Origin of the sequence: Tepidanaerobacter acetatoxydans Re1 (assembly GCF_000328765.2) — a bacterium.
GTDB lineage: Bacteria > Bacillota > Thermosediminibacteria > Thermosediminibacterales > Tepidanaerobacteraceae > Tepidanaerobacter > Tepidanaerobacter acetatoxydans.
Genome location: NC_019954.2, coordinates 1,666,863 through 1,693,323, shown reverse-complemented (window position 1 = coordinate 1,693,323; position 26,461 = coordinate 1,666,863). Strand labels below are relative to the sequence as shown.

Here is a 26,461-nt window from a genome sequence, read left to right as displayed (position 1 = left end):
TTAAAACAAAAATAAAACTAAATTTTGACCTAATAAAAACCTTTTTTGAGCGTATTAAATGGAGAAAATATAGCTGTAAAATTATGGTTGAGAATAAAAAAGGTCACAAAGCAAAAAGCTCAATTAATCGTGCTATTGAATTATTGTATATGATATGGTAATATTAATAATGCATTTGGCTAATCACAAATGCATTATGCCGAAGTGGTGGAATTGGCAGACGCGCTAGATTCAGGGTCTAGTGTCCGCAAGGATGTGCGGGTTCGAATCCCGCCTTCGGCACCAGTATGAAAGTAAGACGTAGAGCGAGATGCATCATTCTACGTCTTTTTGTTTTGTTAGCAGTTCTGGTTTTTTTGCTAACAAATATGGATATACGGCAATTTTTCGCAAAAAAATATCGGATTTATCAGCATTTTTTAAGTGCAGAATCAATATACCCACGGATTAGAGCTTTTAATGACTTGTTGAAATTTCTTTAATTTTAAGTGGTTCTATATGGATATTAATATAATGGACTCCTGAAAAGTGTTTTCTGATTTCTTTTTCAATTACATGATGCAGCTTATGGGACTCTTCGACTGACATCGAGGGGTCCACAAGAATATGTAAATCCAAAGAAAAATCATCTTCTCTGCCGCGAGAGCGAACTTGGTGACAATTTAAAACTCCGTTGATGCCGGATACTACTTCCACAACTTTTTTCGAATCAACTACTGCTGCATCACATAATACTTTGCTGGAATTTGCCAGTATGTTGATACCTGCTTTTATAATCATAATTGATATAATAAAAGAAATAATAGGGTCAAGAATAAGGTATCCCAGTTTAACAGCAATTAAACTCAGTATGACTGACAATGAAACATAAACATCACTTTTGGTATGGATAGCATCAGAAACAAGAATATCGCTATTGAGTTTTTTGCCCTCTCGTGTTTCATAAATTATGACAAAAATATTTATTGCCATAGTGATAATCATCACCACAAAACTATAAACGTCAACTTGAGGTATAATCGGGCTGGTTAATTTAGCTATTCCACTTTTTATAATATTAATACTGACTATGAACAGCAGAAAACTTATTCCTATTGCAGTAAAGGTTTCGAATTTTTTATGTCCGTAAGGATGGGATTCGTCAGCAGGTCTTGAAGCCAAAGCGGTTCCGACCAAGCCAACTATATTTGAACTGCCATCTGAGAAAGAATGAAAACCGTCAGCTACCATGCTGGATGATGATATAGTATAACCAACGATAAGTTTCATTATAGAAACTGCGAAATTAAGAGCAAGAATAATCCAAAGCACCTTGTTGATTTCCCTAATCCTATTGGAGTTTTCTTTGATACCCATAACTATTGCCTCCGTTACTATGCTATGCTACTATGCTATGACTAAAAAAACAATTTTGATACAAAAGTAATTTGGATATAAAAAAACTGTGGGATTGGTCCCACGAGCCCCAGAAACTTTTTACAATAAAAGTTTTTATCATATTGAAGTATCCATTCTCACTAAAATGATAACACACTTTAATTATTTTAGTCAAGCAAAAAATAAATATAAATTAAATCAGTTATAAAAAAATAATTACAATTAAAACAAGGAGTGTTTTATATGAAATATAAGGCGATTATTTTTGACCTTGACGGGACTTTGCTGGATACGCTGGAGGATTTGGCAAATTCAATGAACCAAGTGCTTAAAAGTCAGGGGTTACCTATTCATGAAATAGAAAAATATAAGCAGTTTGTCGGAAGCGGGATGTACAACCTTGCATTGAGAGCTCTCCCTTTAGATAAGAGGGACGAATCTTTTATAAAACACTGCCAAAATTTAATGCAAGAGGAATATAAAAAAAGATGGGCTGATACTACAAAACCGTATGAAGGTATTCCCGAGCTGCTTGACAGGCTTACAACCTTAGGCTGCAAAAAAGCAGTACTTTCAAACAAACCCCATGAATTTACACAATTAATTGTAAAAAAACTACTTGAACGTTGGAGTTTTGATGCGGTATTTGGAGAACGGCCGGGTGTTCCAAGAAAGCCCAACCCGGCGGGAGCTCTGGAAATAGCAAAACTTTTAGATATTCCTCCTAAAGAGTTCATATACTTGGGTGACAGTGGTATTGACATGAATACCGCTAAATCTGCAGGCATGTATGCAGTTGGAGTGCTTTGGGGTTTTAGAGATGCAGATGAACTAATGGAAAATGGTGCTGATTTAATAATAAAAACACCGATTGAACTTTTTAGCGTTATAGAATAATTTTTATTCAAATAGTAATATTCCCAGCTCTTTATAGGTGGCTGCGTCCACCTTTCCGGACGGGTAAAGCCCTTTAGCTTTTTGAAAGGCCAGAACGGCTTTTTGGGTTTCATGTTCATAGATTCCGTCATAATCACCGTTATAAAAGCCATAACCGGCAAGACGCTTTTGCACTTCCAGCACATCAGAACCCCTAGAGCCCTGCGATAAAGTATTTAAACCGAAGGTAAAGGGTCCATCTACACCCCCGACCATAAATACTTTTGTACCGATTTTGACCCATTCGTAGACCTGTTCAACATGCGTATTATACATTCGGATACAACCGCTGGATTCAAAAGTGCCTATGCTCCAAGGCTTATTAGTACCATGTATTCCGTATATTCCCCAAGGAACGCTTAACCTCATCCAACGCGAACCAAACTCTCCGCTCCAAATATCTTTTTGAGTTATGGTAAAGATGCCTATAGGTGTCGGTGTGTTAAATTTTCCTACTGCTACTGGGAATTGTTTAAAAGGTTTGCCGTCATCTAAAACAATGAGCTGCCGTTCTAAAGTAAATATAACCAGACTAACTTCACCTTTAGGTTTTTCCGGTTCCAGATGTGCGACAGGTTGTTCAAATAGCTCGGCAATTTTATCAAGTGTCCTTGAACCTAAAATGCCATCGACTTCTAAGCCCATATCTTGCTGAAAGGCTTTAACGGCTTTTGAAGTAATATTATCGTACACGCCGCTTATGGGGTCATTATAGTACCCCATATTTTTTAATTGAGTTTGTATTTCCCTTACATCGTGGCCATACATAGGTGGATTCTGTAACTTTAAGTATCGGCTGTTGCCACATGAGCAAAAAGGAGCTGCATTTATACAGATTGGAAAAATAAGTATGGCTATGACAAAAGGTATAAACTTTGCTGTTTTCATATCATCGCCTCATGATAGTATTTTTTGCCGGTTTATTTATTTTAATTCATAGTAAAATAAATTCTGACAGCATAAAAGCAAAAAAACCGAAAGAGATTGGCTTGACTATATATTTAATAAAATATAAGATTTCAATAATATATTAAATAATTTGTCGAATTTAATATATATCATCCTTCGACAAATATCACATAATGAAACTATTACTTAATAAAAATTTAAAAGGAGGGTCAAGATTGAAAATAAGAGATAAAATTGCTACAGCAATGGTTGCTATTTGTGTTTGTGCAATATTGTCAGTGACATTGGTAAACTATAATCTGTCAATAAAGGGATTAAAGCAAGAAACAAACGACAAAATTCAAGGCATTGCAGCTATTACAGCTAAAGGACTTGACGAATGGATGGCTATTCAAAAAACATCTCTAAAAGAGATAGCCAGCAGTTTGATTTATAATAGTAATTATGATTATGACTATGTACACGATTATTTAGAGAGACGGATGCAAGAAAATGACGGAAACACATATTACATATGCTTAAATGATGGAACATTTATAGATGGCTCAGGTTGGATCCCGGGAGATGATTTTGTACCCACTGAAAGAGGATGGTATAAAGCGGCAGTTAGTGAAGATGAGCTTTGTATATCTGATGCATATGTAGATGCCAGAACAGGAGATATTGTTATTACTATGTCAATGCCCTTAAAAAAAGACGGTGCTTTTCTGGGGGTATTAGCTTCAGATATATATATCGATTATTTAATTGATGTAATTTCCAAAGTTAAAGTAGGAGAAGACTCTTATGCATTTTTAGCGGATAATAATGGTAATATTTTAACCCACGCTAATAAAGAATATAATCCGTCTGCCGAGGGTTTTAATAATATAGGTAATATTATAGACGGGAAATTAGCCAACATACTGGCACAAGATAAACCAGTATTAGAAAGCAGGGAAGTTACTGATTTTGATGGTATTAATCGACTTTTTTATTTTGATGATATGGAAGAATCGGGTTGGAAGGTCGGATTGGCAATATCTGCTAAAGAAACTTTAAAAACAGTAAACAATGTGGCCAAATTAACCCTTATAATTTCTATAGTGATAATTACGTTAGCATTATTTATATCCATATATATAGCCAATTCAACTTCAAAACCGATAAAGGAACTTGCAATGATTGCCGAGGATATAGGAAACTTGAATTTAACTAAGGATATTGATGTGAAGAATATTAAAAGAAAAGATGAAATAGGCGATATAATGAGAGTCTATCAAACGATGATTGAAAGACTCAGGTCCTTTATGAACAATATAAAAGATGTTATATTAAACTCGGAGAATATATCCCAGATGATAGCTTCTTCGGCCCAACAAGTGGCTGCGGCAAGTGAAGAAATATCTGCTACTATACAGCAAGTAGCCGGTGGTGCCGCTGAACAGGCAGAGGAAGCAGCAGAAGTTGTAAACATAGCACATACTTTAGAAGAAAAATTGCAGGACATGGTAGAAGTATATAAAAAAACACATGAGAGTACCAAAGATATGAAACGCAAAAATGAAACAGGAATTAACACAGTTTTACAAATAAAAGAGAAGTTCAAGGAAAATGTTAAAGCTTCGACGGCTGTGGAAGAAAGTATAGAAGCAATATCAGAGAAATCAGAGTCAATTAGTAAAATAGTAGAAACAATAAATTCTATTGCAGACCAAACCAATCTACTTGCACTAAATGCGGCTATCGAGGCTGCGAGAGCCGGAGATGCGGGCAGGGGTTTTGCTGTTGTAGCCGAAGAAATAAGAAAGCTGGCAGAAGAATCAGGAGATGCCACCAAAGATATAGGAGAAACCATTAAAGATATCTTAACAGTCATATCAAAAGCTCATGAAACCATTGCGAGTGCCGGCGAATTAGTGGAAGAAATCAATTTATCCGTAGAGGAAACAGTCGGTGTATTCGACACTATTAAAGCATCATCTGATGAAACAATAGTACAGATTGAGGCTCTAAATAAAGATATTTTAGAACTTGAGGATGCAGAGAGAAATGTCTTAAGTGCCGCTGAAAATATTTCGGCCATAACACAGGAATCCGCAGCAGGATTGCAAGAAGTAAGTGCTTCCACTGAAGAGCAGACATCATCAATAGAGGAAGTAACTGCATCTATTCAAGAACTGGACGATACTATTAAAAGACTTGCTGAATCAATTAAGGTATTTAAAGTTTAAACAAGCCTAAAGTAAAATAATACTAATTAGATAAAATACAAAGCATGAAATATATCGCCGTAAAGTCAGTATAATAACCAAATTACGGAGAATATTCACCAAAACACATTTTATATTAGAGTCTAGTTAATGTATAATAGAAGAGAATAGCTGCAAATAGTTTGATTTTAAGTTAGGTTATTGTTATATTGAAGTTATTGGGGTGGTAATTTTGAAACGAATTGATGCTGTCTATCAGAAGTTAAAAGAACTGGATAAAAGGACAGGCGTAAGTGCTTCAGAGATAGCCGACTCGCTTGGACTGAGCAGAGCTAATGCTAGCAATGATTTAAATAAACTTTGCAAGGAAGGAAAAGCGGTAAAAGTCGGTAAAAAACCGGTTCTTTTTAAACTTGTTGAGGATATTTCAGAGGACGACAAGAAGCCATCTCTTGATAAATTTTTAGAGAAAAATCCAAGTCTATTTTCCGCAGTAGAGCAAGCCAAAGCAGCTATATTGTATCCTCCCCACGGAATGCACATGTTAATCTTAGGGGAAACCGGCGTCGGAAAGTCTATGTTTGCAGAGTTAATACATGGGTATGCGATCGAAATAGGAAGAATGAGTGAAGATTCTCCTTTTATAGTCTTTAACTGCGCAGATTATGCCAATAATCCTCAGCTTCTTGTGAGTCAGTTATTCGGCTGTCAAAAAGGTGCTTACACAGGAGCGGATTGTGATAAAGCTGGACTTATAGAAAAGGCTGACGGAGGAATATTTTTTCTTGACGAGATTCACAGACTTCCGCCAGAAGGCCAGGAAATGTTGTTTACACTTATGGATAAAGGAACATTTAGGAGACTTGGTGAGTCAGACATTGATAGAAAATCAAATGCATTGATAATTTCCGCTACTACTGAGAATCCAAATTCTATTCTTCTTAACACGTTTATGAGAAGAATCCCAATGATCATACGCCTGCCAAATCTTAAAGAGAGAAGTATGGAGGAGAGATTCAACCTTATTTGTCATTTTATAAGAGAAGAATCAAGTAAACTTAGCAGGCAGATTATTGTTTCTGTAAATTCAATGAAGGCTTTTCTAAGCTATAATTGCCCGAACAATATCGGCCAATTAAAAACAGATATTCAGCTTGCATGTGCAAAAGCCTATGCAGATTTTATTTTAAATAAAAAAGAAGAAATCAAGATAAGCAGTATCGATTTGCCACAGCACATAAGAAACGGACTTTATATGGAAACAGAACACCGACAGCTTTGGAATAAGTTTTTAGAGATAAACAAAAGATATTATGTGTTTGATAAAAATGAAGAAAGTATCTTGCTAGAGGGAGACGAAAGCAAAGATAATATCTACGAAATAATAGATTTGAAAATGCGTGAGCTTAAAAGCAAAGGTCTTACGGGTAAAGAACTCGATAGGGAAATGGAGAAAGACATAAGAGATTACTTTAAGAAGTATTTCTATAAAGTCAATAAGATGATCGATGTTTCTGATATCGAAAATATAGTTGGCGTTGAAATTATCAAAACAGTAGAAGAGATTATAAAATTTGCTGAAAAGCAGATGAAAAAAGAATCAAGCAAAGAACTTTATTGCGGTATGGCACTCCATATATATAATGCAGTAGAGCGAATTAAACGAAATAGAAAAATCATAAATCCACAGCTAAATAAGATAAGGACTGAACACAGCAAAGAGTTTAATATAGCGCTTGATTGTCTGAAAATCATTGAACGAACATTGGATATATCTATGCCTATCGATGAAGCGGGCTTCCTTACAATGCTTTTTGTTTATGATGGCAAAGAAGTAAAAGATCAGGAAAATGAAAATGTAAAAGTAATCGTTATTGCGCATGGTAATGCAACAGCTACTTCCATGGCAGAAACTGCCAATAGCCTTTTAGGAACAAAATATGCAATAGGCATTAATGCTCCGTTAGATGAGAAACCACAGCAAGTAATTTCACGGCTGAAAACATATCTCAAAAATACTAATCTAAAATCAGATATTTTATTTTTAGTGGACATGGGTTCTCTTGCAACTTTTGGGGAAGAAATTGAAAAAGAATTTGGAATACGGACTAAAACGATTCCTCTTGTGAGTACATTGCATGTCATAGAGGCTACAAGAAAAGCAATGATGGGTAATTCTCTAGATGAAGTATATGACGAAACGTTAAAAGTCAATGCATTCATAGAATCTGATCGGCAGTCCGAAGATATGAGCAGCCAGGTTAGAGGTAAAATGTTGATTGCAACCATATGTACAACGGGAGAAGGCAGTGCGGTTGCAATAAAAAATATCCTGGAGCAGCATCTTGATTATGATGATAATATCTTCGAAATAGTTCCTATAAATCTTGTAGGAGCAGAAAATGTTTATTCAAAGCTAAGGAATATTGAGAAAGAAAACAAAGTTTTATGCATAGTAAGCTCATTTAAAATAGATACAAGCATACCTCAGTATGGACTGCATGAAGTGTTAAGCCTGGAGGCCATAAAATCCATACAGAAACTTATAGATGTTGAAAATACCTACTTAAAGATGGGAGACACTTTAAGCAATCAACTAAAAAATATTAACAGTAAAGAGGCTTTAAAAGATATAAGAAAGTTTATCAGTTCTATTGAAAATGAATTGAATATGAAAGTTGATTCAAATGCTTTGATTGGGATAGCCTTGCATATAGCTTGCATGATAGACAAATTAAGAGGCGGTGATTCTGTTGATGAATTTTTTAACAGAGAAGAATATATTTTGCAAAATTATGAACTTTATTATATAGTTAAAAAATCTTGTGAGAGTTTAAATACGAAATATGACATAAGTATTTTGGATGATGAAATATGTTATATCATGACATTTTTCAACTACAAAACAATATTAAGTAATACCTTAAATTGATACGGCCGATAGCCGTTTTTTTTATGCAATGTGTTTTGGCACGATATTTGCGTTATATATTCAGTATATTAATTTAAAACACATTGCATACTCAATACAAGAAAGGACGTTGCAAATGGAATATGAAGAAATTGTAATGAAAATTATAGTAAATGGAGGCAATGCCAGGTCACATGCCATGACCGCTATTCAGCTTGCAAAATCTGGCAATATTGAGGAAGCAAGAAGAGAAATTGATATGGCAGCGGAAGAACTAGACAAAGCTCATGATGTTCAAACAAGACTCATTCAGGATGAAGCAGGCGGAAATGCAAGAGAGGTTACACTTCTCATGGTACACGCTCAAGACCACCTTATGAATGCACTGACCGTAAAAGATTTAGCACAGGAGTTTATTGATATGTATGAAAGGCAGTTAAAACTTGAACGTGTTTTGGCACAATAGTTGCATTATATAACAAGTAAAACACATTATTTTAAAATGAGGAAGGTGAAAAAAACACAATATTAAATGTAAGACGGAGGAAGGAGGTAGTCTTATATACATCGAATCGATAAAATTCAATAGTTTTAAATTAAGTTTATTATAATAGTTGGTTAGACAATGATATTTTACAGCACTATTAGAATTAATACTATGTCAAATATTTCTTTTACCAGATAAAAATGCTAAGTATGTTTATTCCAAAAGTTCAAATATGAAGGAATGTGCAGAAGTAGTAAGACAAATGGTGGCGTCATGGCTAGTAAATGAGTTTTACCATTAACATTGTAGAATTGCTTTAAATTTCACCCTGAATAATTGTAAAAGTTCGCTGCAAGATTGCAAAGGGTAAAATGAACGCACTAAAGTGCGCCCTTGACAATCTCAAAAACGTACATTTGAAAAATATTTAGGCAAAGCAAAAGCAAAACTTATGCTACAAGAAGATACTTTTTCTTTTCTGTCTTACTTGGATTAAACCCAGCAACTTGAGCTGGAGTTAAGCCGCGAAGATGAATGAGGCCTTACCAAGTTGTAGAAAAATACAAACATGCTGATTGGATTATTTGCTGACTCAAAAGAGTTAAAACCTTGCTTAGTCTTGTACCAAGCTTTAAATTGATGATGAAAAGATTCTATTAGATTATTGGAAATCTCATCCTTAAATCTTTCAACTCGAATATGTTTAACAGAACTGCCCAGTACAGATTTAACCGGTATCTTGTGAGCGCTATACGACGCTCTATGGCATCGGTGCTACCCAGATCTTTAACGGAATTGAGAAAGTAAAAGCTTGGCAAGAATCCCTATAAGGCGATAAATGAAAACCTAAGACAAAGCGAGTTTGAATCTACGATAAACCAGACATAATATTTTTGGCCATTGATTTTTACAACCGTTTCGTCAGCATGCCACTTGCCTGAATTAAAATCTAACATAGGCATAAGCTCTAAAGACAGGTTATGAAAAAGCGGTGCAAATTTCTTACACCAATTGCTGATGGTAGTATGAGAAACCTTGACATTATAGGCTACCTTAAGTATTAAAGCAATATTTCTAAAAGAATCCTTGCCAAGGTAGAACATAGATAAAGCGCTAATAATATGTACCGGGTAACGCATGCCTTTAAAATCACTCTTGCCTGTAAGCTTAGACATAGATGAAGGCGGTATATTGCCCACCTTAGGAACAAACATAGAATGGTTGCATTTCTTATCACAGCACCTGTAATTAGAGTAGTATTCGTAATCATGATGAAGAAAGGTTGCTTTACCGCAAACAGGACAGCGAGGATATCCTGACGCACTTTTAGATGCCGGTCTATCAGGGACAAATTGGTGATTGCACCTTCGGCAAAGATACTTTTGATAGCCATCCTTATCTTTGCCGTAGCGGTAAAAAGAATCTTTATTGTCGCATTTGGACATTTTATTGGTACAATTTTTTGCATGAGGACTTCATCCTTTCCGGAGGTATTGTTTTCTTGCAAAAAACATTGCACCACAGAGGATTGAAGTCCTCAATTTTCATTTAAGTTTACAGAGCGGGATAAAGAATATGGAGGTATTGAATGATGAAAACAAAAAACTTTTTTGACAAATTTCAAGCAGTACTTGCTCGACTTGCTGAAAAATTGGATAAAAACAGATATATCAGTGCCATGAAAAATGGACTAACATTAGTTGTTCCTGCTACTATCGTCGGTGGTCTGTTTCTTATTCTGGCCCAGCCACCCGTTGATCCTGAAATCATAGCCCCTTCCAATTTCTTCTTCCAATTATTATTAGCATGGAAAACATGGTCGGTAAAGAATGCAGCCATCTTAATCTTGCCATATAACTTGACTATGGGTCTTTTAGGCGTATATGCCGCCTTAGGAATTGCGTATGTCTTGGCGAAAGAGTATGAAATGGATCCTATAAATTCAGCGTTGTCCAGTGTAATCATTTTTTTGGTTGCATCTGCTTCTTTTGATAAAAGTGGAAATCTTATCATTGAAAATCTTAGCGCAGCGGGATTATTTACCGCGATTATTATTGGTTTAGTATCAGTAGAAGTTGCACGCCTTATGGAAGAAAAAAACATGACAATTAAGCTTCCGGAACAGGTTCCTCCCATGGTAGCTGCCCCATTTAAAAGTTTGATTCCATTAATCGTTAATATTCTGTTGTTTATGGGAATTAACGGATTGTTGGGGCTAGTCGGAACCAGTCTTCCCAATTTAGTTTCCTCAATTTTAAAACCTATTTTAAGGGCTTCGGATTCACTTGGAATCGTTTTGTTTTTTTGCTTTTTGTCACGGCTTATGTGGTTCTTTGGAATTCATGGAGACAATGTTTTGAATGCTGTTTTAATTCCAATCACAACACTTAATCTTACACAGAATGCTGCATTGGTTGCAGCCGGCAAGCAGCCCACGGCAATTTTGTCTGGCAATTTTATTACCCTGTTTGGCGCCTGGTGCATGCTGCCCGCCTTGACACTGGTTCTGTTAACAATTCCCAAATCTGCACACCTGAAAGCTATAGGTAAAGTAGCAGTTATTCCTGATATTTTTAATATTAATGAGCCAATTACGTTTGGACTACCGGTTGTTGCTAATGTTTCTATCGTGATTCCTTACATTGGCATTCCTATGATAAATGTTCTAATTGCCTATATTGCATCTACAGCTGGCTTGATAGGGAGAGTATACTTAAGCCTTCCGTTTACAACTCCTGCAATTCTGCAAGCGTTTCTGTCGACAATGGACTGGAGAGCTTCTGTACTCTATGTAATTCTGTTAGCTTTAGATATTATTATTTGGATTCCTTTTATTAAGGGGTATGATAAGATGCTTCTAAAAGAAGAGCAGAAGAAATTGACTGAGAATAGCACAGAAAAATGAAACTAGTCTATATCTGCCGGAAGCCAGAATCTACTCAATAGTTTGATATTACAAACAATGCGAGAAATTTTTGTCCAGCATTATAGCAAGTAATTTTAAAAACAGTTAATAATTCTATATAAAATAAAAATTAACAAAGCCAACGATAACACCATGATTTCTTGTCAAAAGATGGCAAATTATGAAATATCTTCGGCTAATAAGATTTATGAATTTTAAACTTTTAGTTGCAAAGCTTTTACCAAAACCTCAGCTCAGATATTAAATGAATTACTTAGAGCAGATTTAATTTAAAATATTAAGAAGATAATTTGTAACAACAATAGAATAAAACAAATAATAACTCTTGCAGTTTTTTACATGGTTCAACTTTGCAGTCATTCTCAACATATTTAGTAAAAAGCATTAAGTCATTGCAAATCTAAGTATGTGACCAAAGAAAAAAGAATTTAGATAACAGCAAATAGAAGCATTACGAAACAATTTAAAGGCCACAGTCTTTTAGGATAATCGAAAGTCGTGAGATCTATTTAAAAGTTTAGAAAAACTACTTCAGGAAAAGAGTGAAGTGATAAATGATTAAATGGTTGCAACAACAAATTTCACAAAAGAAAGCGAGGCAACAAAATAAATATGCGTGCTGTTATAGTAATATTTGATACACTTAATAGATGTTATCTCCCCAACTATGGAAACACTTGGGTATATGCACCAAATTTTAAACGTTTAGCTAATCAATGTGCCACTTTTGAAAACTTCTATGCTGGAAGCATGCCATGCATGCCAGCAAGAAGAGAACTGCACACGGGGAGATACAATTTTCCTTTTCGTGGCTGGGGACCACTAGAACCATTCGATTTTTCCGTATTTGAAGAGCTAAAAACAAATGGTGTTTATACACACCTTATCACGGATCATGATCACTATTTCGAGGACGGAGGGGCTACGTACCACAATAGGTACACGACTTGGGAAGCTTTCCGCGGGCAAGAAGGGGATCGATGGGTTCCCCAAGATCTTGCAATACCAAATTTATACCTACATCCTTTGAATAAAAAAGGCATTTCAGTAAAACAGCATTTTGCAAATCGGACACGAATGCAGACGGAAGACATGATGTCGACCGTCAGAACGATTAATGCTGGTGTAGATTACCTGAAAGCACATAAGGATACTGACCAGTTTTGCCTTCAAATCGAATGTTTCGATCCACATGAACCATTTTATGCCCCTCAAAAATATCGTAACATCTACCGTTGTTTAGATGAAGATGGAATCTTTAACTGGCCTGCCTATCAGAGGATTAACGTCAAAGAGAATTGTGATGAAATTGTAAAAGTACAGAAAGAATATGCTGCACTACTTTCCATGTGCGACATGCAACTTGGCAAAATCTTAGACGTTATAGATGAACAGGACATGTGGAAGGATACTTTGCTGATTGTTACTACCGACCATGGTTTTTTGTTAGGTGAACATGGTTTTATCGGAAAGAACATTTTTCCTCCGTACGAAGAGCTTGTACACATTCCTTTTTTTATCCACGATCCACGGCATTCTTGGGATGGAAAGCGGTATAATGCATTGGCTTAAACAATTGATATTGCACCAACGTTGCTTGAATTTTTTGGTATCGTACCGCCGGCGAGTATGGACGGAATGCCGATTTCTAGCATTTTGCTAGGAAATAAGGAAAATCAGAGAGTTTTACTTTTCGGAGTTTTTGGTGGTCAAATCGGTCTTTACGATGGTAGATATACTTATATAAGAGGATGCGCAAAACCGGATAATAATCCTCTCTTTTCTTATACACTGATGCCTACCAATATGCGGGGGTTTTTTCCTCAGGAAAGTTTAGAACAGATGCAGATTGCACCTGGGATGAGGTTCACTAATGGCATTCCTTGTCTAAAAATCCCAACCGAGATATGTATAAATCCATTTTATTGTGGCAGCTTGCTATTTGATATTGCAAACGATCCGCACCAAGAAAATAATATTATTAGATTGCCAATTGAAGCAGAGATGGTCGAAAAATTAAAGTCTGTGCTACGTCGTATTGATGCACCTTCTGACGTATTTGAGCGGCTAGGGTTAGAGGGGTAGAGATTAAAATATAGCAGGATTTAAAAGATTTTCTGGGGGTATGTGCACTTTGGTGTGTAAGTTAAGGTATCTGTAATGAAGAACATTTCCGTAAAGCAGATTACTGTTGCATTCATCCAATCATTTATCGCTTCACTCTTTCCCTGAAGTAGTTTTTTTAAACTTTTAAATATCAAAACAGCTTTTCCTTGAGATCATTTACAATTTTATTTTATAGCGGCTTAGATCCTTTACCGTTTTTAATCCTTAACTAGGCAAATATCATAATCTGCAAAAGCAAGTTCTTATCTTCGCAATTGCCAGTTGGTAAACCGTAAATTTGCAAATTAATATTGAGGCGGTATTTTCCTATGCACATGCAGGACCGTCATAGTCACCCCTTTGCCCTAATAATCAGTCTCCATGTCACAGTAAAATGTTTGTGTAAATAGCAAGTATTTCTGAGACTTACTCTGGGGAACAATTTTGTCATGATAGTAATTAATTAAAGGACATTGAAAAAAGAAAATTTCAAAAGTTATAAGAAAATTGATTAATCTTACATCTTGCTAATCTACTAGATTTTATATTGTAGCAATATGAGAAGGATCCGGGAGTTTGACAGTTGCGCATGAATAAAAACCTTACAAAGGCCGATATCACAACATTTTTGTTGTCAAATTTTTAATATATTTTGTTGTATGGTGTTGTATATTAATCTTATCCATGATATAGTAAGCTTAGCAGAGGATGGTGAATATATGAAACTATATTATGATAAGAAGTCTAAGGATCCTACATATTTTATCCAGATGGGGTTTCGCAACGGTAAAAAGACAACAACTAAAAATGTAAAGAGAATCGGCAAACATTCCGAGCTTCTTAAAATATCTTCTGATCCCCTTGCTTATGCTAAGGAACAGGTGCGTAAGTATAATGAGGAATACAAAAAAGGTAAAGCTGATATGGACATAAAACTTGATTTTAGTGAGAAGCTGACGGCTGCTAATTACATTGCATCAAAGTCAACTCTCGTAAATATCGGCTACTTTATTCTACAGAAAATCTATCATGATCTTAAGATCGCTGATTTTTTTAAACAGATTCAGACAGATAGTAAGGTTACATTTAGCTGTAATGACATAAACAGATTTTTTACCTTTGCAAGGATACTTGACCCTAAATCCAAATGGGGGACATTTGATAAGCTGGATACATATTTTGAGCAACCATCCTTTGAGTATCAGCACATATTGCGTTTTATGGACATATTAGAAGAGAATTATGATAATTATCTGGAACATCTTTTCTTAAACAGTGAAAATATCATGCCCAGGAACACCTCTGTATGTTATTTTGATTGTACAAATTATTATTTTGAAATTGAGCAAGAAGATGATGATTTTGTAGATGAGGTAACAAGTGAGGTATTGAGGGGATTTCGTAAGTATGGCCCTTCAAAGCAGCACCAGCCCAGCCCTCTTGTGCAAATGGGGCTTTTCATGGACGGTAACGGCATCCCTATATCAATGTGCATCAATCCCGGCTCTGACAATGAGCAAAAATCCGCCATCCCTTTAGAAAAGAAAATCACAAAGATGTTTAAGGGAAAGCCGTTCATCTACTGTGCAGATTCAGGCCTTGGCTCTCTTGATATAAGGCAGTACAATTCATTCGGGAGAAGGGCTTTCATTGTAACGCAATCAGTAAAGAAACTGTCCAAACCTCTAAAGGATGCAATGTTTAACGATTTCGGCTACAGGCTTCTTTCAGATGACTCTCCTGTTACGATTTTCCATATGAAGGAGTTTGACAGATTCAATAAAGAAAACCTTTCTTTGTACAACGATGTCGCCTATAAGGTAATAGATGTGTCAAAGGCGGTAGATGTCGGCCTGTATGAGGAAAAGACGTTTAAGAATGGCACTAGCAAGAATGTAAAGTCCAAGGCTGCTTTAAAGCAGCGCATCATCGTCACATTTTCAAGGAAAATGATGGAATACCAGCGAAGTATAAGGAATAGGCAGATTGAAAGAGCAAAGGACATCATAAAGCATAATGCCGTAGAGGATGTAAAAAAAGGGCCGCATGATGTGACCCGTTTCATAAGGAAGATATCCGTCGGAAAAAGTGGGGAAAAAGCCTCTGATTGTTATGAACTCGATAAAGCCGCAATTGAAAGAGAGGAAAAATATGACGGCTACTATGCAGTTGCGACAAATCTGGAAGATAGCGCAAAATCAATACTTGAGATAAATTCAAGGCGCTATAAGATTGAAGACTGTTTTCGGGTACTAAAGACCAACTTTCGCGCAAGGCCAATCTACCACAGAAACAAGGAAAGGATAATAGCGCACTTTATGATTTGCTACACCGCACTCCTGATTTACAGGTTATTGGAGTATAAACTGGATCAATACGGCAAACACTTTACAACGGAAAATATTCTAGAGACGTTAAAGAACATGAATGTTGCAAACATGAATGATATGTGCTATATGGCAACATACACGGCAAGTAAGGTGTGTACCGCTTTAAACGGCATATATGTCTTGGGGCTTGATAAGAAATACTACAAGCCGAAGGAGCTAAATAAAATCATTAAAAAAATCTCTAAGTAAAATTCCCATACAACATTTTAAAAAACCTAAGAATTAATGGAATCCACTATTATAGCGGATTCCATTAATTATGCATTTTTGCAAGTGTCGAAAACGGGAATATGAGAAGGATAGTTAGCTGATAAAATTTTACTAGGGAAGAATAGATTTTACAGAATCACGTAATTTATGTGTATGGCTATATGATGACATGTATATTTTGTGACATTTTTCAATTGCAGAATAATGTGATGTTTTGTGTAATGTGTTTTGGCATGATATTTGCACTATAAATTTAAAGATATTTCATATAAAATACATTGCGCACTTAAATACAAGAAAGGACGTTGCAAATGGAATATGAAGAAATTGTAATGAAAATTATAGTAAATGGAGGCAATGCCAGGTCACATGCCATGACTGCTATTCAGCTTGCAAAGTCCGGCAATATTGAGGAAGCAAGAAGAGAAATTGACATGGCAGCAGAAGAATTAGACAAAGCTCATGATGTTCAAACAAGACTAATTCAGGATGAAGCAAGCGGAAAGGCAAGAGAGGTTACACTTCTCATGATACACGCTCAAGACCATCTTATGAATGCAATGACTGTAAAAGATTTGGCGCAGGAGTTTATCGATGTGTATGAAAGGCAGCTAAAACTTGAACGTGTTTTGGCACGATAGTTGCATTATATAATAAGTAAAACACATTATTTTGAAAGTGGGGAGTGGTGAGATGAAAAAAATAACATTGATTTGTGCCGCCGGAATGTCAACAAGCTTAATGGTGACTAAAATGAAAGAGGAGGCAAAAAAACTAGGAGTTGATGTGGAAATAAGAGCAACATCAGAAAGCAAATTTAAACAATATGCTGATGATACTGATATTTTGCTTCTGGGACCCCAGGTGGGCTTTTTACTGAATAAGTACAAACAAACCTATGAACCAAAGGGAATGAAAGTAGAGGTGATAGATAGTATAGACTATGGAATGATGAATGGAGAAAAGGTATTAAAGAAGGTATTGGGATTATAAGTTTTAAAAAATAAAAAGTAAATAATTAAAAACAAGATCTTATCTAATCATATTATACTTGAGAGACTCCGCTCAATAGTAAAACAATACTCCAGCTACTAATAAAAAATATTTAGGATAAAAGGAGGAGTTTACTGTTATGCCAGACTCTAAAAAGCATCTTCAAAAAATTCAAGATATTCTTCAAGCTAAGGTAGCTCCTATCGCAGGTGCTATCAGCAGCCAAAGACATATATCGGCTGTAAAAGATGGCCTTATGTTTACAGTGCCGTTAACTATTCTTGGAGGCTTTGCTTTGATTTTAGCTCAACCCCCAGTTGATCCTAACATAATCAAGCCCGTCAACTTTTTTTATAAATTTTTATTAGGATGGAAAGAATGGGCCACGGTAAATGCTCAAACATTGATGATACCTTATAATATGACAATAGGCTTATTAGGATTATTTGCAGTTGTTGCGATAGCTTATAATTTAGCCTCAAGTTACGAAATGAATCCATTATCAGAAAGCATCTCTGCTTTGTTAACATTTCTTGCTGTCGTCGCGCCAGCGACAATTGTAGATACAAATAGACCATCTGCATTGTTTATAAGCACTGATTATTTAGGTGCAAAAGGTATTTTTACAGCTATTATTATAGCACTTTTAACAGTAGAAATATCAAGATTTTTAATAAATAAAAATATTAAAATAAAAATGCCTTCGAATGTACCACCTATGGTATCAGCTCCATTTGAATCTTTAATTCCCGTAGTAACGAATATCATTTTATTTTTAACAATTAATCAAGCTATAATTAATACAACAGGCATGAATATACCTCAAGCTATTATGACGTTGCTTTCACCTGCAATAAAGGCAATCGATAGTTTAGGAGCTATAATTTTAACATCTGTCTTAACAAATTTTTTATGGTTTTTTGGTATACATGGAGGAGCAGTTGTTCAAAGCGTTATTCAACCATTTACTGCCTTGAACTTTGCTGAAAATGCTCAAGCTTTGGCCGTTGGTGAATCTATGCCTCACATATTTGCTGGTGGTTTTTTTAATACTTTTATTAATATAGGAGGTTCAGGAGCGGCATTAGGACTAGCATTAGCTATTCTGATAGTGGCAAAATCTGCACAATTAAAATCTGTATTTAAAGTCGCCATAATTCCTGTAATCTTTGGTATAAGCGAACCTTTGGTTTTTGGAGTACCCATTATCATGAATCCTTATCTCTTTATCCCGATTGTATGTGCACCTATTGTAAATTCTGTTATAACTTATTTTGTTATGAGCCTAAATTTAGTTGGAAAGATATATATAAGTTTTCCATTTACAACTCCAGGACCAATTGCGGCTTTCCTTGGCACGATGGATTGGAAGGCAGTTATTTTGTGGTGCATTTTAGTAATAATAGACACTATTATATATATCCCATTTGTAAAGCTCTATGATATTGACTTACAAAAGAGAGAGGCAAGAATAGAGACAGAAATGCATATTTAACCTAAAATGTTTAAAAAAACAGAATTTAAAGATTTACAAGAAGGAGTTTTACATAAATCTAAAAAAAAGAAACAAAAGCGAGGAGCTATAATATGAATAAAAAGCCGAATTTAGTTATTTTTGTTGCAGACGAGATGCGTGCAGATTCTTTGAGACATCTGGGCAATAAAGCTTCTATAACTCCTAATTTAGACAATATGGTAGAGGATGGGGTGTCTTTCAGGAATGCATATTGTCAGAATCCAGTATGTGTACCTAGTAGATGTAGTTTTCTAACAGGATGGTATCCACATACAAAAGGACATAGGACTATGCATTACTTATTAGAAGAAGACGATCCAATGCTATTAAAAACATTAAAGGAAAATGGATATCATGTAATGTGGATTGGCAGAAATGATGTTATTCCAGCTGATAAAGATTTAAGTAAATATTGTCATGAATATTACCCAGGAGAATCAGAGTTAACCAACGAAAGTATGTTAAGATATGCAGAATGGGAAAAATCGTGGAGAGGCAAACCCGGAAGTGACAATTATTACTCTTTTTATGCGGGCAAGACTAAACGAGAGAATGTAATTACTGATTGGAATTGCATAGATGAAGCCATTGAATATATTCATAATTTACCACAGAATAATATACAACCATTTTGTTTGTATATATCGCTCGTTTTTCCGCATCCGCCATATGCTTGTGAAGATCCTTGGTATAGCATGATTGATCGCAGTAAAATAGATGATATACGTCCAGTTCCTAAAGATTGGTCAAATAAAGCAAGTATGCTGGAAAAAATATATGAAAAACAAAACTTAATAAATTGGAAACTTGATAAATTCAAGGAATTAAGAGCTACTTATCTTGCTATGGTTTCACGTGTGGACTATCAGTTTGGCTTAATTATAAACGCTCTAAAAGAAAGAAATTTATATGATGATACTTCCATTATTATGTTTAGCGATCATGGAGATTATGCGGGAGACTATGGTATTGTCGAAAAAACTCAAAATACGTTTGAAGATCCCAGTTGCCGCGTTCCTTTAATTATTAAGCCTCACAAAGACATTAAAGTAAAGCCGAGAATTAGCAATGCATTAGCAGAATTAGTAGATTTACCAGCCACTATAGCTGATATGGCAAATATAAAGTTAGCATACACTCAATTCGGGAAATCCTTGCTCCACGTGCTCGAAGGTGGTGAAGAGCATAAGGATGCAGTTTTCTGTGAAGGAGGACGACTACGCGGTGAAACCCAAGCAATGGAGCAAGGCCATGGTCCTGAGTCTCTTTATTGGCCGAGACTTAGCACCCAATGTGAAGAAGGACCGGCTCATACGAAAGCAGTTATGATTAGAGTAGGTAATTTTAAATACATTGAGAGGCTTTATGAACGAAACGAATTATACGATATTAAAAATGATCCTCAAGAGTTAAATAATCTAATTGATCAAGAAAGATACAAGAATTTAGTAAATAAAATGAAAGATAGGTTATTAAGATTTTATATAGAAACTGCTGATTTTGTACCCATTAGAAAAGACAGACGGTATTAAGTATATAATTACTAAGGAAGAAGAAAAAATTAAGAGATTTATAAATTAGACTCGGTAAACACTTTACCTTAAGTAATTGTTCAGCTAAAGAAGGTGAATGTTGTGACTGAAAATATTAGTATTATGATTAAACCGGCATCTAGTAAATGTAATCTCAAATGTAGTTATTGCTTCTATCATTCAGTTGCTGAAAAAAGAAGAGTTAGTGACTATGGTTTCATGAAATATGAAACCTTGGAAGAAATAGTAAAAAAGGCTATTAATTTTTCAAATGGAGGAAGGTGCAGCATTAATTTTCAGGGTGGAGAACCTACGTTGATAGGACTAGATTTCTATAAAAAGTTAATAGATTACGCAAATAACTATAATGTAAATGGAACTAAAATATCTTATGCCATCCAGACCAACGGCACAATTATTAACGATGAGTGGGCACAGTTCTTCAAAAAAAATAATTTTTTAGTAGGAGTATCTTTAGACGGTACAAAGGAAGTCCATAACTCGTATAGAATTAGTAATGATGGAAGAAGTACATTCAACAAGGTAATGAAATCGATTTCTATTTTAAAAAAATATGAAGTACCTTTTAATATATTGACTGTTGTTACTCCTTCACTATGCAGGAGAATAACAAGTGTTTACAATTTTTTTAAAAAAAATCAATTATCATACTTACAATTCATTCCTTGTATAGAACCTTTAAATGAAACATGGGGAAAACGTCAATATTCATTAAAACCTGAAGAATTTGGAGAGTTTCTGAAACGTTTGTTTGATTTATGGTATGAGGATATAATGTCAAATGAGTTTATTAGCATTAGATACTTTGATAATATTTTGGGATTATTTTTAAAATATGAATATGAAGCTTGCGACATGAAAGGAGTATGTTCATGCCAAAATATTATAGAAGCAGATGGAAGTGTATATCCATGCGATTTTTACACATATGATGAGTATAAGATCGGCAATATATACAAAAATACTTTCGATGAAATATATAACAGCTCTAAAACAGAAGCATTTGTGAGGAGCTCTCTTAATATTGATACTGAGTGTTTAAATTGTAAGTATAGAAATATATGCCGTGGAGGATGTAAGAGATACAGAGCAGAAAATAATCTTAATTATTTTTGTAGTGCATATAAAGAATTTTTTGATGATAAACTAGAAAAATTTCAGGATATTATATTTTATTTAAACAAGAAAGAGAATCGAAAGTTTGGTAAATAGCTATAGCGAATCATTACTAAACAAAAAAATAATTTTTTAAAAACTTATTGCCAAAATGGTAAAAAGATATTATTATATATATATAAATAAAGCTCCTACTGTAAAAACTTCGTTTATTAAATTCGTTGCAAAACAATAATGTCATATTCATCATAGGAATTAACTTAGTGCTAACATCTGAGTAGAGAAATTAACTTTTTGCCGCAAAGAAAAACGATATTTGTTATTGTTATTTGCATTTATTCTTTATACCTTGTTTTGGGGGTATCTTTTTATGGTAAATGTCTATGATAAACTAATGAATATGAAAGACCAAAGTAAGCTGCTTCTTGGTCTCATTCAAAAAAATGGACCGGTTACCAGAAATCAGATTATGGATGCTACCGGCATGAAGTTAACTACTTTAAAACGGTTCATGCAGCCGCTTTTGGATGAAGGATTTATCATTGAGGTAGGTATTGATAAATCTACTGGTGGCAGACCTCCCACCTTATATGATGTAAACCCAAAAGGCTCTTATGTAATCGGTATCGATATTTCGCGAACTTATACCGAGACTGTCATAACAAATCTAAAGATGGGTATTATCGATTTGCATCGTTTTGAACCGCCGCATGATCCGACAGATACTGTCAATCAAATATCTTTATATGTCAAAGATGCATTGAGCAGATTGGGTATAGCAAAATCCTTGGTGCTAGGAGCAGGAATAGGCACGGTAGGACCTCTTGATCGTAAGAAAGGTGTTATACTTAACCCGGCAAATTTTCCATCAAATTCTTGGATTAATGTGCCTATCAGAGATATGTTCAAGGAAAAATTGAGCCTTCCAATCGTAATCGATAATGGTGCAAATGCTGCGGTTTTAGCCGAGCATTTATTCGGGATAGGCAAGGGTATAGATAACATATCATATTTTCACTGTGGTGTCGGCATTCGGACAGGTGCTATTTCTTCAGGGAATATCGTAAGGGCTATCAATGAATATGAAGATGCTTTTGGGCATATGGTTGTAGATATTAAAGGTGAACCATGTTACTGCAAAAATCGCGGCTGTATTGAAACAATGTGCTCAATACCTTCTATTACTAAGAAATTTAAAAAGCTGCTAGAGCAAAGATATTCTTCATCTGATGATGAAAGCAAGTCTTTGGATAGAATTGATTATTTGTATATCTGCAATGCTGCAGAGCAGGGCGATAAGCTCGCCGAGGAAGTAATTTTAAATGCTGCCACAATTTTCGGCATAGGTCTTGCCAATTATATTAATTTAATAAACCCCCAGTTAGTCATTCTAAGCGGTCCTTTGGTAAAAAATTCATCGTTATTTTATGATACATGTGTTGCAATTGCATTACAACGAAAATATATCAAAAACCATAAGATTTCCTTTAGTAGAGAAGGGTATTTTAAGGAACATGCTATATCAATAGGTGCAGCTGCACTGTTAGTTGAGGAAATTTTAAGTATGCCAAAATACATAAGCGGAATAAATATGGAGGTTTAAATGAAAAACAAGAATAGAATTAAACTACTTATAGAACTTTTTGCGACATTTTTTAAAATAGGGAGCTTTACCTTTGGGGGCGGCTATGCCATGATACCGCTCATAGAACGTGAAGTGGTTGAAAATAAGAAATGGGTTACGTCCGACGAGGTCATCGATGTATTTGCCGTAGCGCAATCAATGCCGGGCGCCATTGCCATCAATTCATCAACATTTATAGGATACAAGATAGCCGGTAAACGAGGAGCAATAATTGCTACTGCCGGTGTTATACTGCCTTCACTTTTAATTATAACTGTAATTGCGATGTTTTTTTCAAAGGTTCAAGACAGTCCTATAGTAAAGGCAGTATTTTCCGGAATCAGGCCGGCTATAGTTGCATTAATATTAACAGCAGCGATAAAGGTTTCAAAGACATCAATTGTTGATAAAATTGGTTTAGTTCTTTCGGTTTTAGCGGTTATTTTGGTTGTCGTATTTGACGTGCAGGCAATAGTTGTGATATTAGGCGGGGCTGCAGTAGGGCTAGGCATCTATTATCTGTTTCCATTAAAAGCGGCAAGAATTCTAAACAGCGGAGGCCATAAAGATTGATTTATTTACAGTTGTTTTTATCATTTATGAAAATCGGATTATTTAGTTTCGGCGGCGGCTATGCCATGATACCGCTTATACAAAGGGAAATTGAAAACCATGGGTGGCTTTCTGCCTCAGAATTTATCGATATTATAGCGATAGCCGAAATGACTCCCGGACCGATTGCAGTAAATTCTGCTACTTTTGTGGGATATAAGGCAGCGGGTATATTAGGCGGAATTGTTGCAACTTTTGGCGTTGCGCTGCCGTCTTTAGTGTTGATTTTAATAGTTTCGAGGTATTTTTTTAAATTTCAAGATCACCCTTTAAATAAGATGCTCTTTTACGGTATAAGACCGGTTATTGTCGGGCTCATCTTTTCCGCTGCGGTGTTTGTTGCTCAAACTGCATTTTTTAAAGAAGATATTGTATTTAATTTAAGTTATATATTGAAAAATTTCCTGTGTGTAATTAATTTCAAAAGTATGCTTATATTCGCTGTCTCATTGATATGTCTTGTTAAATTTAAAATAAATCCGATTTTGATGATCGTAATTTCCGGGATTTTAGGGGTTGTCTTTGCTTTTTAGCTTTACTAGCAAACGCATCTCATTTGCCGGCAATCTGCTTATCTATTTTGGCGATTGCACTTTTCACATAATGAGTTTTGGCACAATAATTGCAATAATATTAAAATAAAACACACTGGAGGAACTTTATATGAATTACAAAAACTTAAAGCCATTTCCAAAGGACTTCTTATGGGGAGCATCAACTTCGGCATATCAAGTGGAAGGTGCATGGAATGAGGATGGAAAAGGACCGTCTGTCATTGATATGGGAAGATACCCCGAAGGCACATCTGATTTTAAGGTAGCTAGTGATCACTATCATCGATATAAAGAGGATGTAGCTCTATTTGCAGAAATGGGGCTTAAAGCTTATCGGTTTTCTATAGCATGGACACGCATTTATCCAAACGGAGTAGGAGAACTCAATCAAAAAGGCATAGAATTTTACAATAATCTAATCAATGAACTTTTATCATATAATATTGAACCCATTGTAACAATGTATCACTTTGATCTACCTTATGCCATACAGCAAAAAGGCGGCTGGACCAATAAAGAGACAATTGATGCATTTGAGAATTACGCGAAGACTTTATTTGAGCATTTTGGCGATCGTGTAAAATATTGGCTTACAATCAATGAACAGAATATGATGATTTTACATGGAGAGGCAATCGGCGTTGTAAGTTCAGATATAAAGAATGCACAAAAAGAGCTGTATCAGCAAAACCATCATATGCTGCTTGCTCAAGCAAAAGCAATGAAACTGTGCCACAAGATGTGTCCAGACGCTATGATTGGACCGGCGCCAAACATAGCATCTGTTTATCCTGCTAGCTGCAACCCTGAAGATGTATTGGCTGCATCGAATCTTTCATCAATCCGCAACTGGCTGTATTTGGATGCGGCTGTTTTCGGACGCTATAATAGCGTAGCGTGGAGCTATATGGAAGAAAAAGGTTACACACCTATTGTTTATGAAAATGATATGGATATTTTAAAAGCAGGAAAACCTGATTTTATCGCATTTAACTACTATTCTACACTAACTGCAGCTAAGTACAAAGACGAATCGCAAAGTGACAATTCAGCTTCAGATCAGCAGATGGAAATGTCCGAACCCGGAGTATATCAAGGAGTGCCAAATCCTTATTTGCAAAAGACAGAGTTCGGGTGGGAAATGGATCCGGTAGGTTTTAGGAATACACTTCGAGAAATATATGAAAGGTACAACTTACCCCTTCTTGTAACTGAAAATGGTCTTGGAGCTTATGACAAACTGGAAGAAGGAGAAGTAATAAACGATGATTACCGCATCGATTTTTTAAGGAAACATATCGAGCAAGCAAGACTTGCAATTACCGACGGAGTAAATCTTATCGGCTATTGTCCCTGGTCTGCTATTGACCTTGTAAGCACACACCAAGGCATTAGCAAACGTTATGGTTTTATCTATGTAAATAGAGATGAATTTGATTTAAAGGATTTAAGAAGAATAAGGAAGAAGAGTTTTTACTGGTACAAAGATGTTATAAAATCAAACGGAGAGAAGTTATAAGTTTATTTAGCAGATTTTATTGATTAGGGAAGCCGATTTTTTGGCTTAAAAATGTTAGTACTTAGATAATTTCCGGTACTAACATTTTTATTTTGATATTATGAAAAATCAAAAATCGGACCGAAATTAAAATATTATACCAAAAACAAAATACGAACCTAAATATAATTAATATAAATATAAATCATCGAGGATTTGCAGTAATAGCTACGGAGGTTAGAAAATTAGCTGAGCAATCAAAAGAAACCGCAGCAGAAACTAATAAAATTAATAGAGCAATTTATAAAAAGATAGGTTCGGTTAATACCTTTATAAATGAAGTCAGAAACTCTTTCGAAGAAATAGCTTCAAGAATAGAAAATGTGCTAGGAAAGTAGTCGAAGAAGAATTAAAAAAGTGCGTATAGTTAATGAAAGCAAAAAAACTTCTCCCCTAGGGGAGAAGAACATAGACTGATGTAGAAGAGTTTATAAAGTATGAAAACAACACATATTAACAGAGATAAAAAGTGTTTCATTTTAACTTGCATT

Annotated in this window: 20 protein-coding genes, 1 tRNA gene and 1 pseudogene; 19 read left to right on the top strand and 3 right to left on the bottom strand. The window is 35.2% G+C overall.

Annotation, left to right across the window (positions count from 1 at the left end):
• Window positions 1-198: 198 nt before the first annotated feature.
• Window positions 199-285 (top strand) — tRNA-Leu (locus TEPIRE1_RS08230).
• Between the two features lie 171 nt (window positions 286-456).
• On the opposite strand, the gene TEPIRE1_RS08225 is transcribed toward TEPIRE1_RS08230, so the two are convergent.
• Window positions 457-1,356: a cation diffusion facilitator family transporter gene (locus tag TEPIRE1_RS08225; RefSeq protein WP_013778707.1), complete on the bottom strand. Its 900-nt coding sequence runs from the start codon at window positions 1,354-1,356 to the stop codon at window positions 457-459.
• Window positions 1,357-1,620: 264 nt separating this feature from the next.
• Here TEPIRE1_RS08225 and TEPIRE1_RS08220 point away from each other — a divergent pair, with 264 nt between their 5' ends.
• Window positions 1,621-2,274, top strand: coding sequence for an HAD family hydrolase (locus tag TEPIRE1_RS08220; protein WP_013778706.1), 654 nt, complete (start codon window positions 1,621-1,623; stop codon window positions 2,272-2,274).
• Between the two features lie 3 nt (window positions 2,275-2,277).
• Here TEPIRE1_RS08220 and TEPIRE1_RS08215 read toward each other — a convergent pair whose 3' ends face one another.
• Window positions 2,278-3,201: a L,D-transpeptidase family protein gene (locus TEPIRE1_RS08215; RefSeq protein WP_013778705.1), complete on the bottom strand. Its 924-nt coding sequence runs from the start codon at window positions 3,199-3,201 to the stop codon at window positions 2,278-2,280.
• Between the two features lie 236 nt (window positions 3,202-3,437).
• On the opposite strand from TEPIRE1_RS08215, the gene TEPIRE1_RS08210 reads away from it, so the two are divergent.
• The 3 genes from TEPIRE1_RS08210 (at window position 3,438) to TEPIRE1_RS08200 (ending at window position 8,791) form a co-directional block, all read left to right on the top strand.
• The gene (locus TEPIRE1_RS08210; protein WP_013778704.1) at window positions 3,438-5,435 is read left to right on the top strand and encodes a methyl-accepting chemotaxis protein; all 1,998 of its coding nucleotides are present in this window, start codon (window positions 3,438-3,440) and stop codon (window positions 5,433-5,435) included.
• A gap of 211 nt (window positions 5,436-5,646) precedes the next feature.
• The gene (locus tag TEPIRE1_RS08205; protein WP_013778703.1) at window positions 5,647-8,346 is read left to right on the top strand and encodes a sigma 54-interacting transcriptional regulator; all 2,700 of its coding nucleotides are present in this window, start codon (window positions 5,647-5,649) and stop codon (window positions 8,344-8,346) included.
• A gap of 115 nt (window positions 8,347-8,461) precedes the next feature.
• Window positions 8,462-8,791 (top strand): PTS lactose/cellobiose transporter subunit IIA, encoded by a 330-nt coding sequence (locus tag TEPIRE1_RS08200; RefSeq protein WP_013778702.1) that lies wholly within the window; start codon window positions 8,462-8,464, stop codon window positions 8,789-8,791.
• A gap of 470 nt (window positions 8,792-9,261) precedes the next feature.
• Here TEPIRE1_RS08200 and TEPIRE1_RS14250 read toward each other — a convergent pair.
• Window positions 9,262-10,280 (bottom strand): annotated as a pseudogene (locus TEPIRE1_RS14250) (IS6 family transposase).
• Window positions 10,281-10,400: 120 nt separating this feature from the next.
• Between TEPIRE1_RS14250 and TEPIRE1_RS08190 the strand changes: the two are divergent.
• The 14 genes from TEPIRE1_RS08190 (at window position 10,401) to TEPIRE1_RS14510 (ending at window position 26,308) form a co-directional block, all read left to right on the top strand.
• Complete coding sequence (locus TEPIRE1_RS08190; protein WP_013778701.1) at window positions 10,401-11,717, top strand: PTS sugar transporter subunit IIC; 1,317 nt, start codon at window positions 10,401-10,403, stop codon at window positions 11,715-11,717.
• Between the two features lie 633 nt (window positions 11,718-12,350).
• A complete protein-coding gene (locus TEPIRE1_RS08185; RefSeq protein ID WP_015295545.1) occupies window positions 12,351-13,310 on the top strand; it encodes a sulfatase in 960 nt (319 codons plus the stop codon).
• A gap of 66 nt (window positions 13,311-13,376) precedes the next feature.
• Complete coding sequence (locus TEPIRE1_RS14115; protein ID WP_222927362.1) at window positions 13,377-13,823, top strand: hypothetical protein; 447 nt, start codon at window positions 13,377-13,379, stop codon at window positions 13,821-13,823.
• A gap of 740 nt (window positions 13,824-14,563) precedes the next feature.
• Entirely contained in the window at window positions 14,564-16,423 is a 1,860-nt protein-coding gene (locus tag TEPIRE1_RS08180) for an IS1634 family transposase (protein ID WP_231848282.1), read from the top strand.
• A 332-nt stretch (window positions 16,424-16,755) separates the two neighbouring features.
• Window positions 16,756-17,085 carry a PTS lactose/cellobiose transporter subunit IIA gene (locus TEPIRE1_RS08175; protein ID WP_013778699.1) on the top strand — a complete coding sequence of 110 codons (330 nt, stop codon included), beginning with the start codon at window positions 16,756-16,758 and terminating at the stop codon, window positions 17,083-17,085.
• A 52-nt stretch (window positions 17,086-17,137) separates the two neighbouring features.
• Complete coding sequence (locus TEPIRE1_RS08170) at window positions 17,138-17,437, top strand: PTS sugar transporter subunit IIB (RefSeq protein WP_013778698.1); 300 nt, start codon at window positions 17,138-17,140, stop codon at window positions 17,435-17,437.
• A 139-nt stretch (window positions 17,438-17,576) separates the two neighbouring features.
• On the top strand, window positions 17,577-18,932 hold the full coding sequence (locus TEPIRE1_RS08165; protein WP_013778697.1) for a PTS sugar transporter subunit IIC: 1,356 nt from the start codon (window positions 17,577-17,579) through the stop codon (window positions 18,930-18,932).
• 92 nt (window positions 18,933-19,024) lie between these two features.
• Entirely contained in the window at window positions 19,025-20,485 is a 1,461-nt protein-coding gene (locus tag TEPIRE1_RS08160; RefSeq protein ID WP_013778696.1) for a sulfatase-like hydrolase/transferase, read from the top strand.
• A gap of 102 nt (window positions 20,486-20,587) precedes the next feature.
• The gene (locus tag TEPIRE1_RS08155) at window positions 20,588-21,718 is read left to right on the top strand and encodes an anaerobic sulfatase maturase (RefSeq protein WP_013778695.1); all 1,131 of its coding nucleotides are present in this window, start codon (window positions 20,588-20,590) and stop codon (window positions 21,716-21,718) included.
• Between the two features lie 274 nt (window positions 21,719-21,992).
• The gene (locus TEPIRE1_RS08150; protein WP_013778694.1) at window positions 21,993-23,225 is read left to right on the top strand and encodes an ROK family transcriptional regulator; all 1,233 of its coding nucleotides are present in this window, start codon (window positions 21,993-21,995) and stop codon (window positions 23,223-23,225) included.
• A complete protein-coding gene (locus TEPIRE1_RS08145) occupies window positions 23,226-23,819 on the top strand; it encodes a chromate transporter (protein ID WP_013778693.1) in 594 nt (197 codons plus the stop codon).
• The gene (locus TEPIRE1_RS08140) at window positions 23,816-24,391 is read left to right on the top strand and encodes a chromate transporter (RefSeq protein WP_013778692.1); all 576 of its coding nucleotides are present in this window, start codon (window positions 23,816-23,818) and stop codon (window positions 24,389-24,391) included. Before TEPIRE1_RS08145 ends, TEPIRE1_RS08140 begins: the two co-directional genes overlap by 4 nt.
• Window positions 24,392-24,521: 130 nt before the next feature.
• On the top strand, window positions 24,522-25,931 hold the full coding sequence (locus TEPIRE1_RS08135; RefSeq protein WP_013778691.1) for a glycoside hydrolase family 1 protein: 1,410 nt from the start codon (window positions 24,522-24,524) through the stop codon (window positions 25,929-25,931).
• A 107-nt stretch (window positions 25,932-26,038) separates the two neighbouring features.
• Window positions 26,039-26,308 (top strand): methyl-accepting chemotaxis protein, encoded by a 270-nt coding sequence (locus tag TEPIRE1_RS14510; protein WP_081460139.1) that lies wholly within the window; start codon window positions 26,039-26,041, stop codon window positions 26,306-26,308.
• The last annotated feature ends 153 nt before the right edge of the window (window positions 26,309-26,461 follow it).

Bases quoted from the DNA above. Each gene is read 5' to 3' on its own strand.
- TEPIRE1_RS08200 (WP_013778702.1), top strand. From the start codon at position 8,462: ATGGAATATGAAGAAATTGTAATGAAAATTATAGTAAATGGAGGCAAT.
- TEPIRE1_RS08170 (WP_013778698.1), top strand. From the start codon at position 17,138: ATGAAAAAAATAACATTGATTTGTGCCGCCGGAATGTCAACAAGCTTA.
- TEPIRE1_RS08225 (WP_013778707.1), bottom strand. From the start codon at position 1,356: ATGGGTATCAAAGAAAACTCCAATAGGATTAGGGAAATCAACAAGGTG.
- TEPIRE1_RS08185 (WP_015295545.1), top strand. From the start codon at position 12,351: ATGCGTGCTGTTATAGTAATATTTGATACACTTAATAGATGTTATCTC.
- TEPIRE1_RS08215 (WP_013778705.1), bottom strand. From the start codon at position 3,201: ATGAAAACAGCAAAGTTTATACCTTTTGTCATAGCCATACTTATTTTT.
- TEPIRE1_RS08135 (WP_013778691.1), top strand. From the start codon at position 24,522: ATGAATTACAAAAACTTAAAGCCATTTCCAAAGGACTTCTTATGGGGA.
- TEPIRE1_RS08160 (WP_013778696.1), top strand. From the start codon at position 19,025: ATGAATAAAAAGCCGAATTTAGTTATTTTTGTTGCAGACGAGATGCGT.
- TEPIRE1_RS08175 (WP_013778699.1), top strand. From the start codon at position 16,756: ATGGAATATGAAGAAATTGTAATGAAAATTATAGTAAATGGAGGCAAT.
- TEPIRE1_RS08220 (WP_013778706.1), top strand. From the start codon at position 1,621: ATGAAATATAAGGCGATTATTTTTGACCTTGACGGGACTTTGCTGGAT.
- TEPIRE1_RS08165 (WP_013778697.1), top strand. From the start codon at position 17,577: ATGCCAGACTCTAAAAAGCATCTTCAAAAAATTCAAGATATTCTTCAA.
- TEPIRE1_RS14115 (WP_222927362.1), top strand. From the start codon at position 13,377: ATGCCGATTTCTAGCATTTTGCTAGGAAATAAGGAAAATCAGAGAGTT.
- TEPIRE1_RS08180 (WP_231848282.1), top strand. From the start codon at position 14,564: ATGAAACTATATTATGATAAGAAGTCTAAGGATCCTACATATTTTATC.
- TEPIRE1_RS08190 (WP_013778701.1), top strand. From the start codon at position 10,401: ATGATGAAAACAAAAAACTTTTTTGACAAATTTCAAGCAGTACTTGCT.
- TEPIRE1_RS08150 (WP_013778694.1), top strand. From the start codon at position 21,993: ATGGTAAATGTCTATGATAAACTAATGAATATGAAAGACCAAAGTAAG.
- TEPIRE1_RS08145 (WP_013778693.1), top strand. From the start codon at position 23,226: ATGAAAAACAAGAATAGAATTAAACTACTTATAGAACTTTTTGCGACA.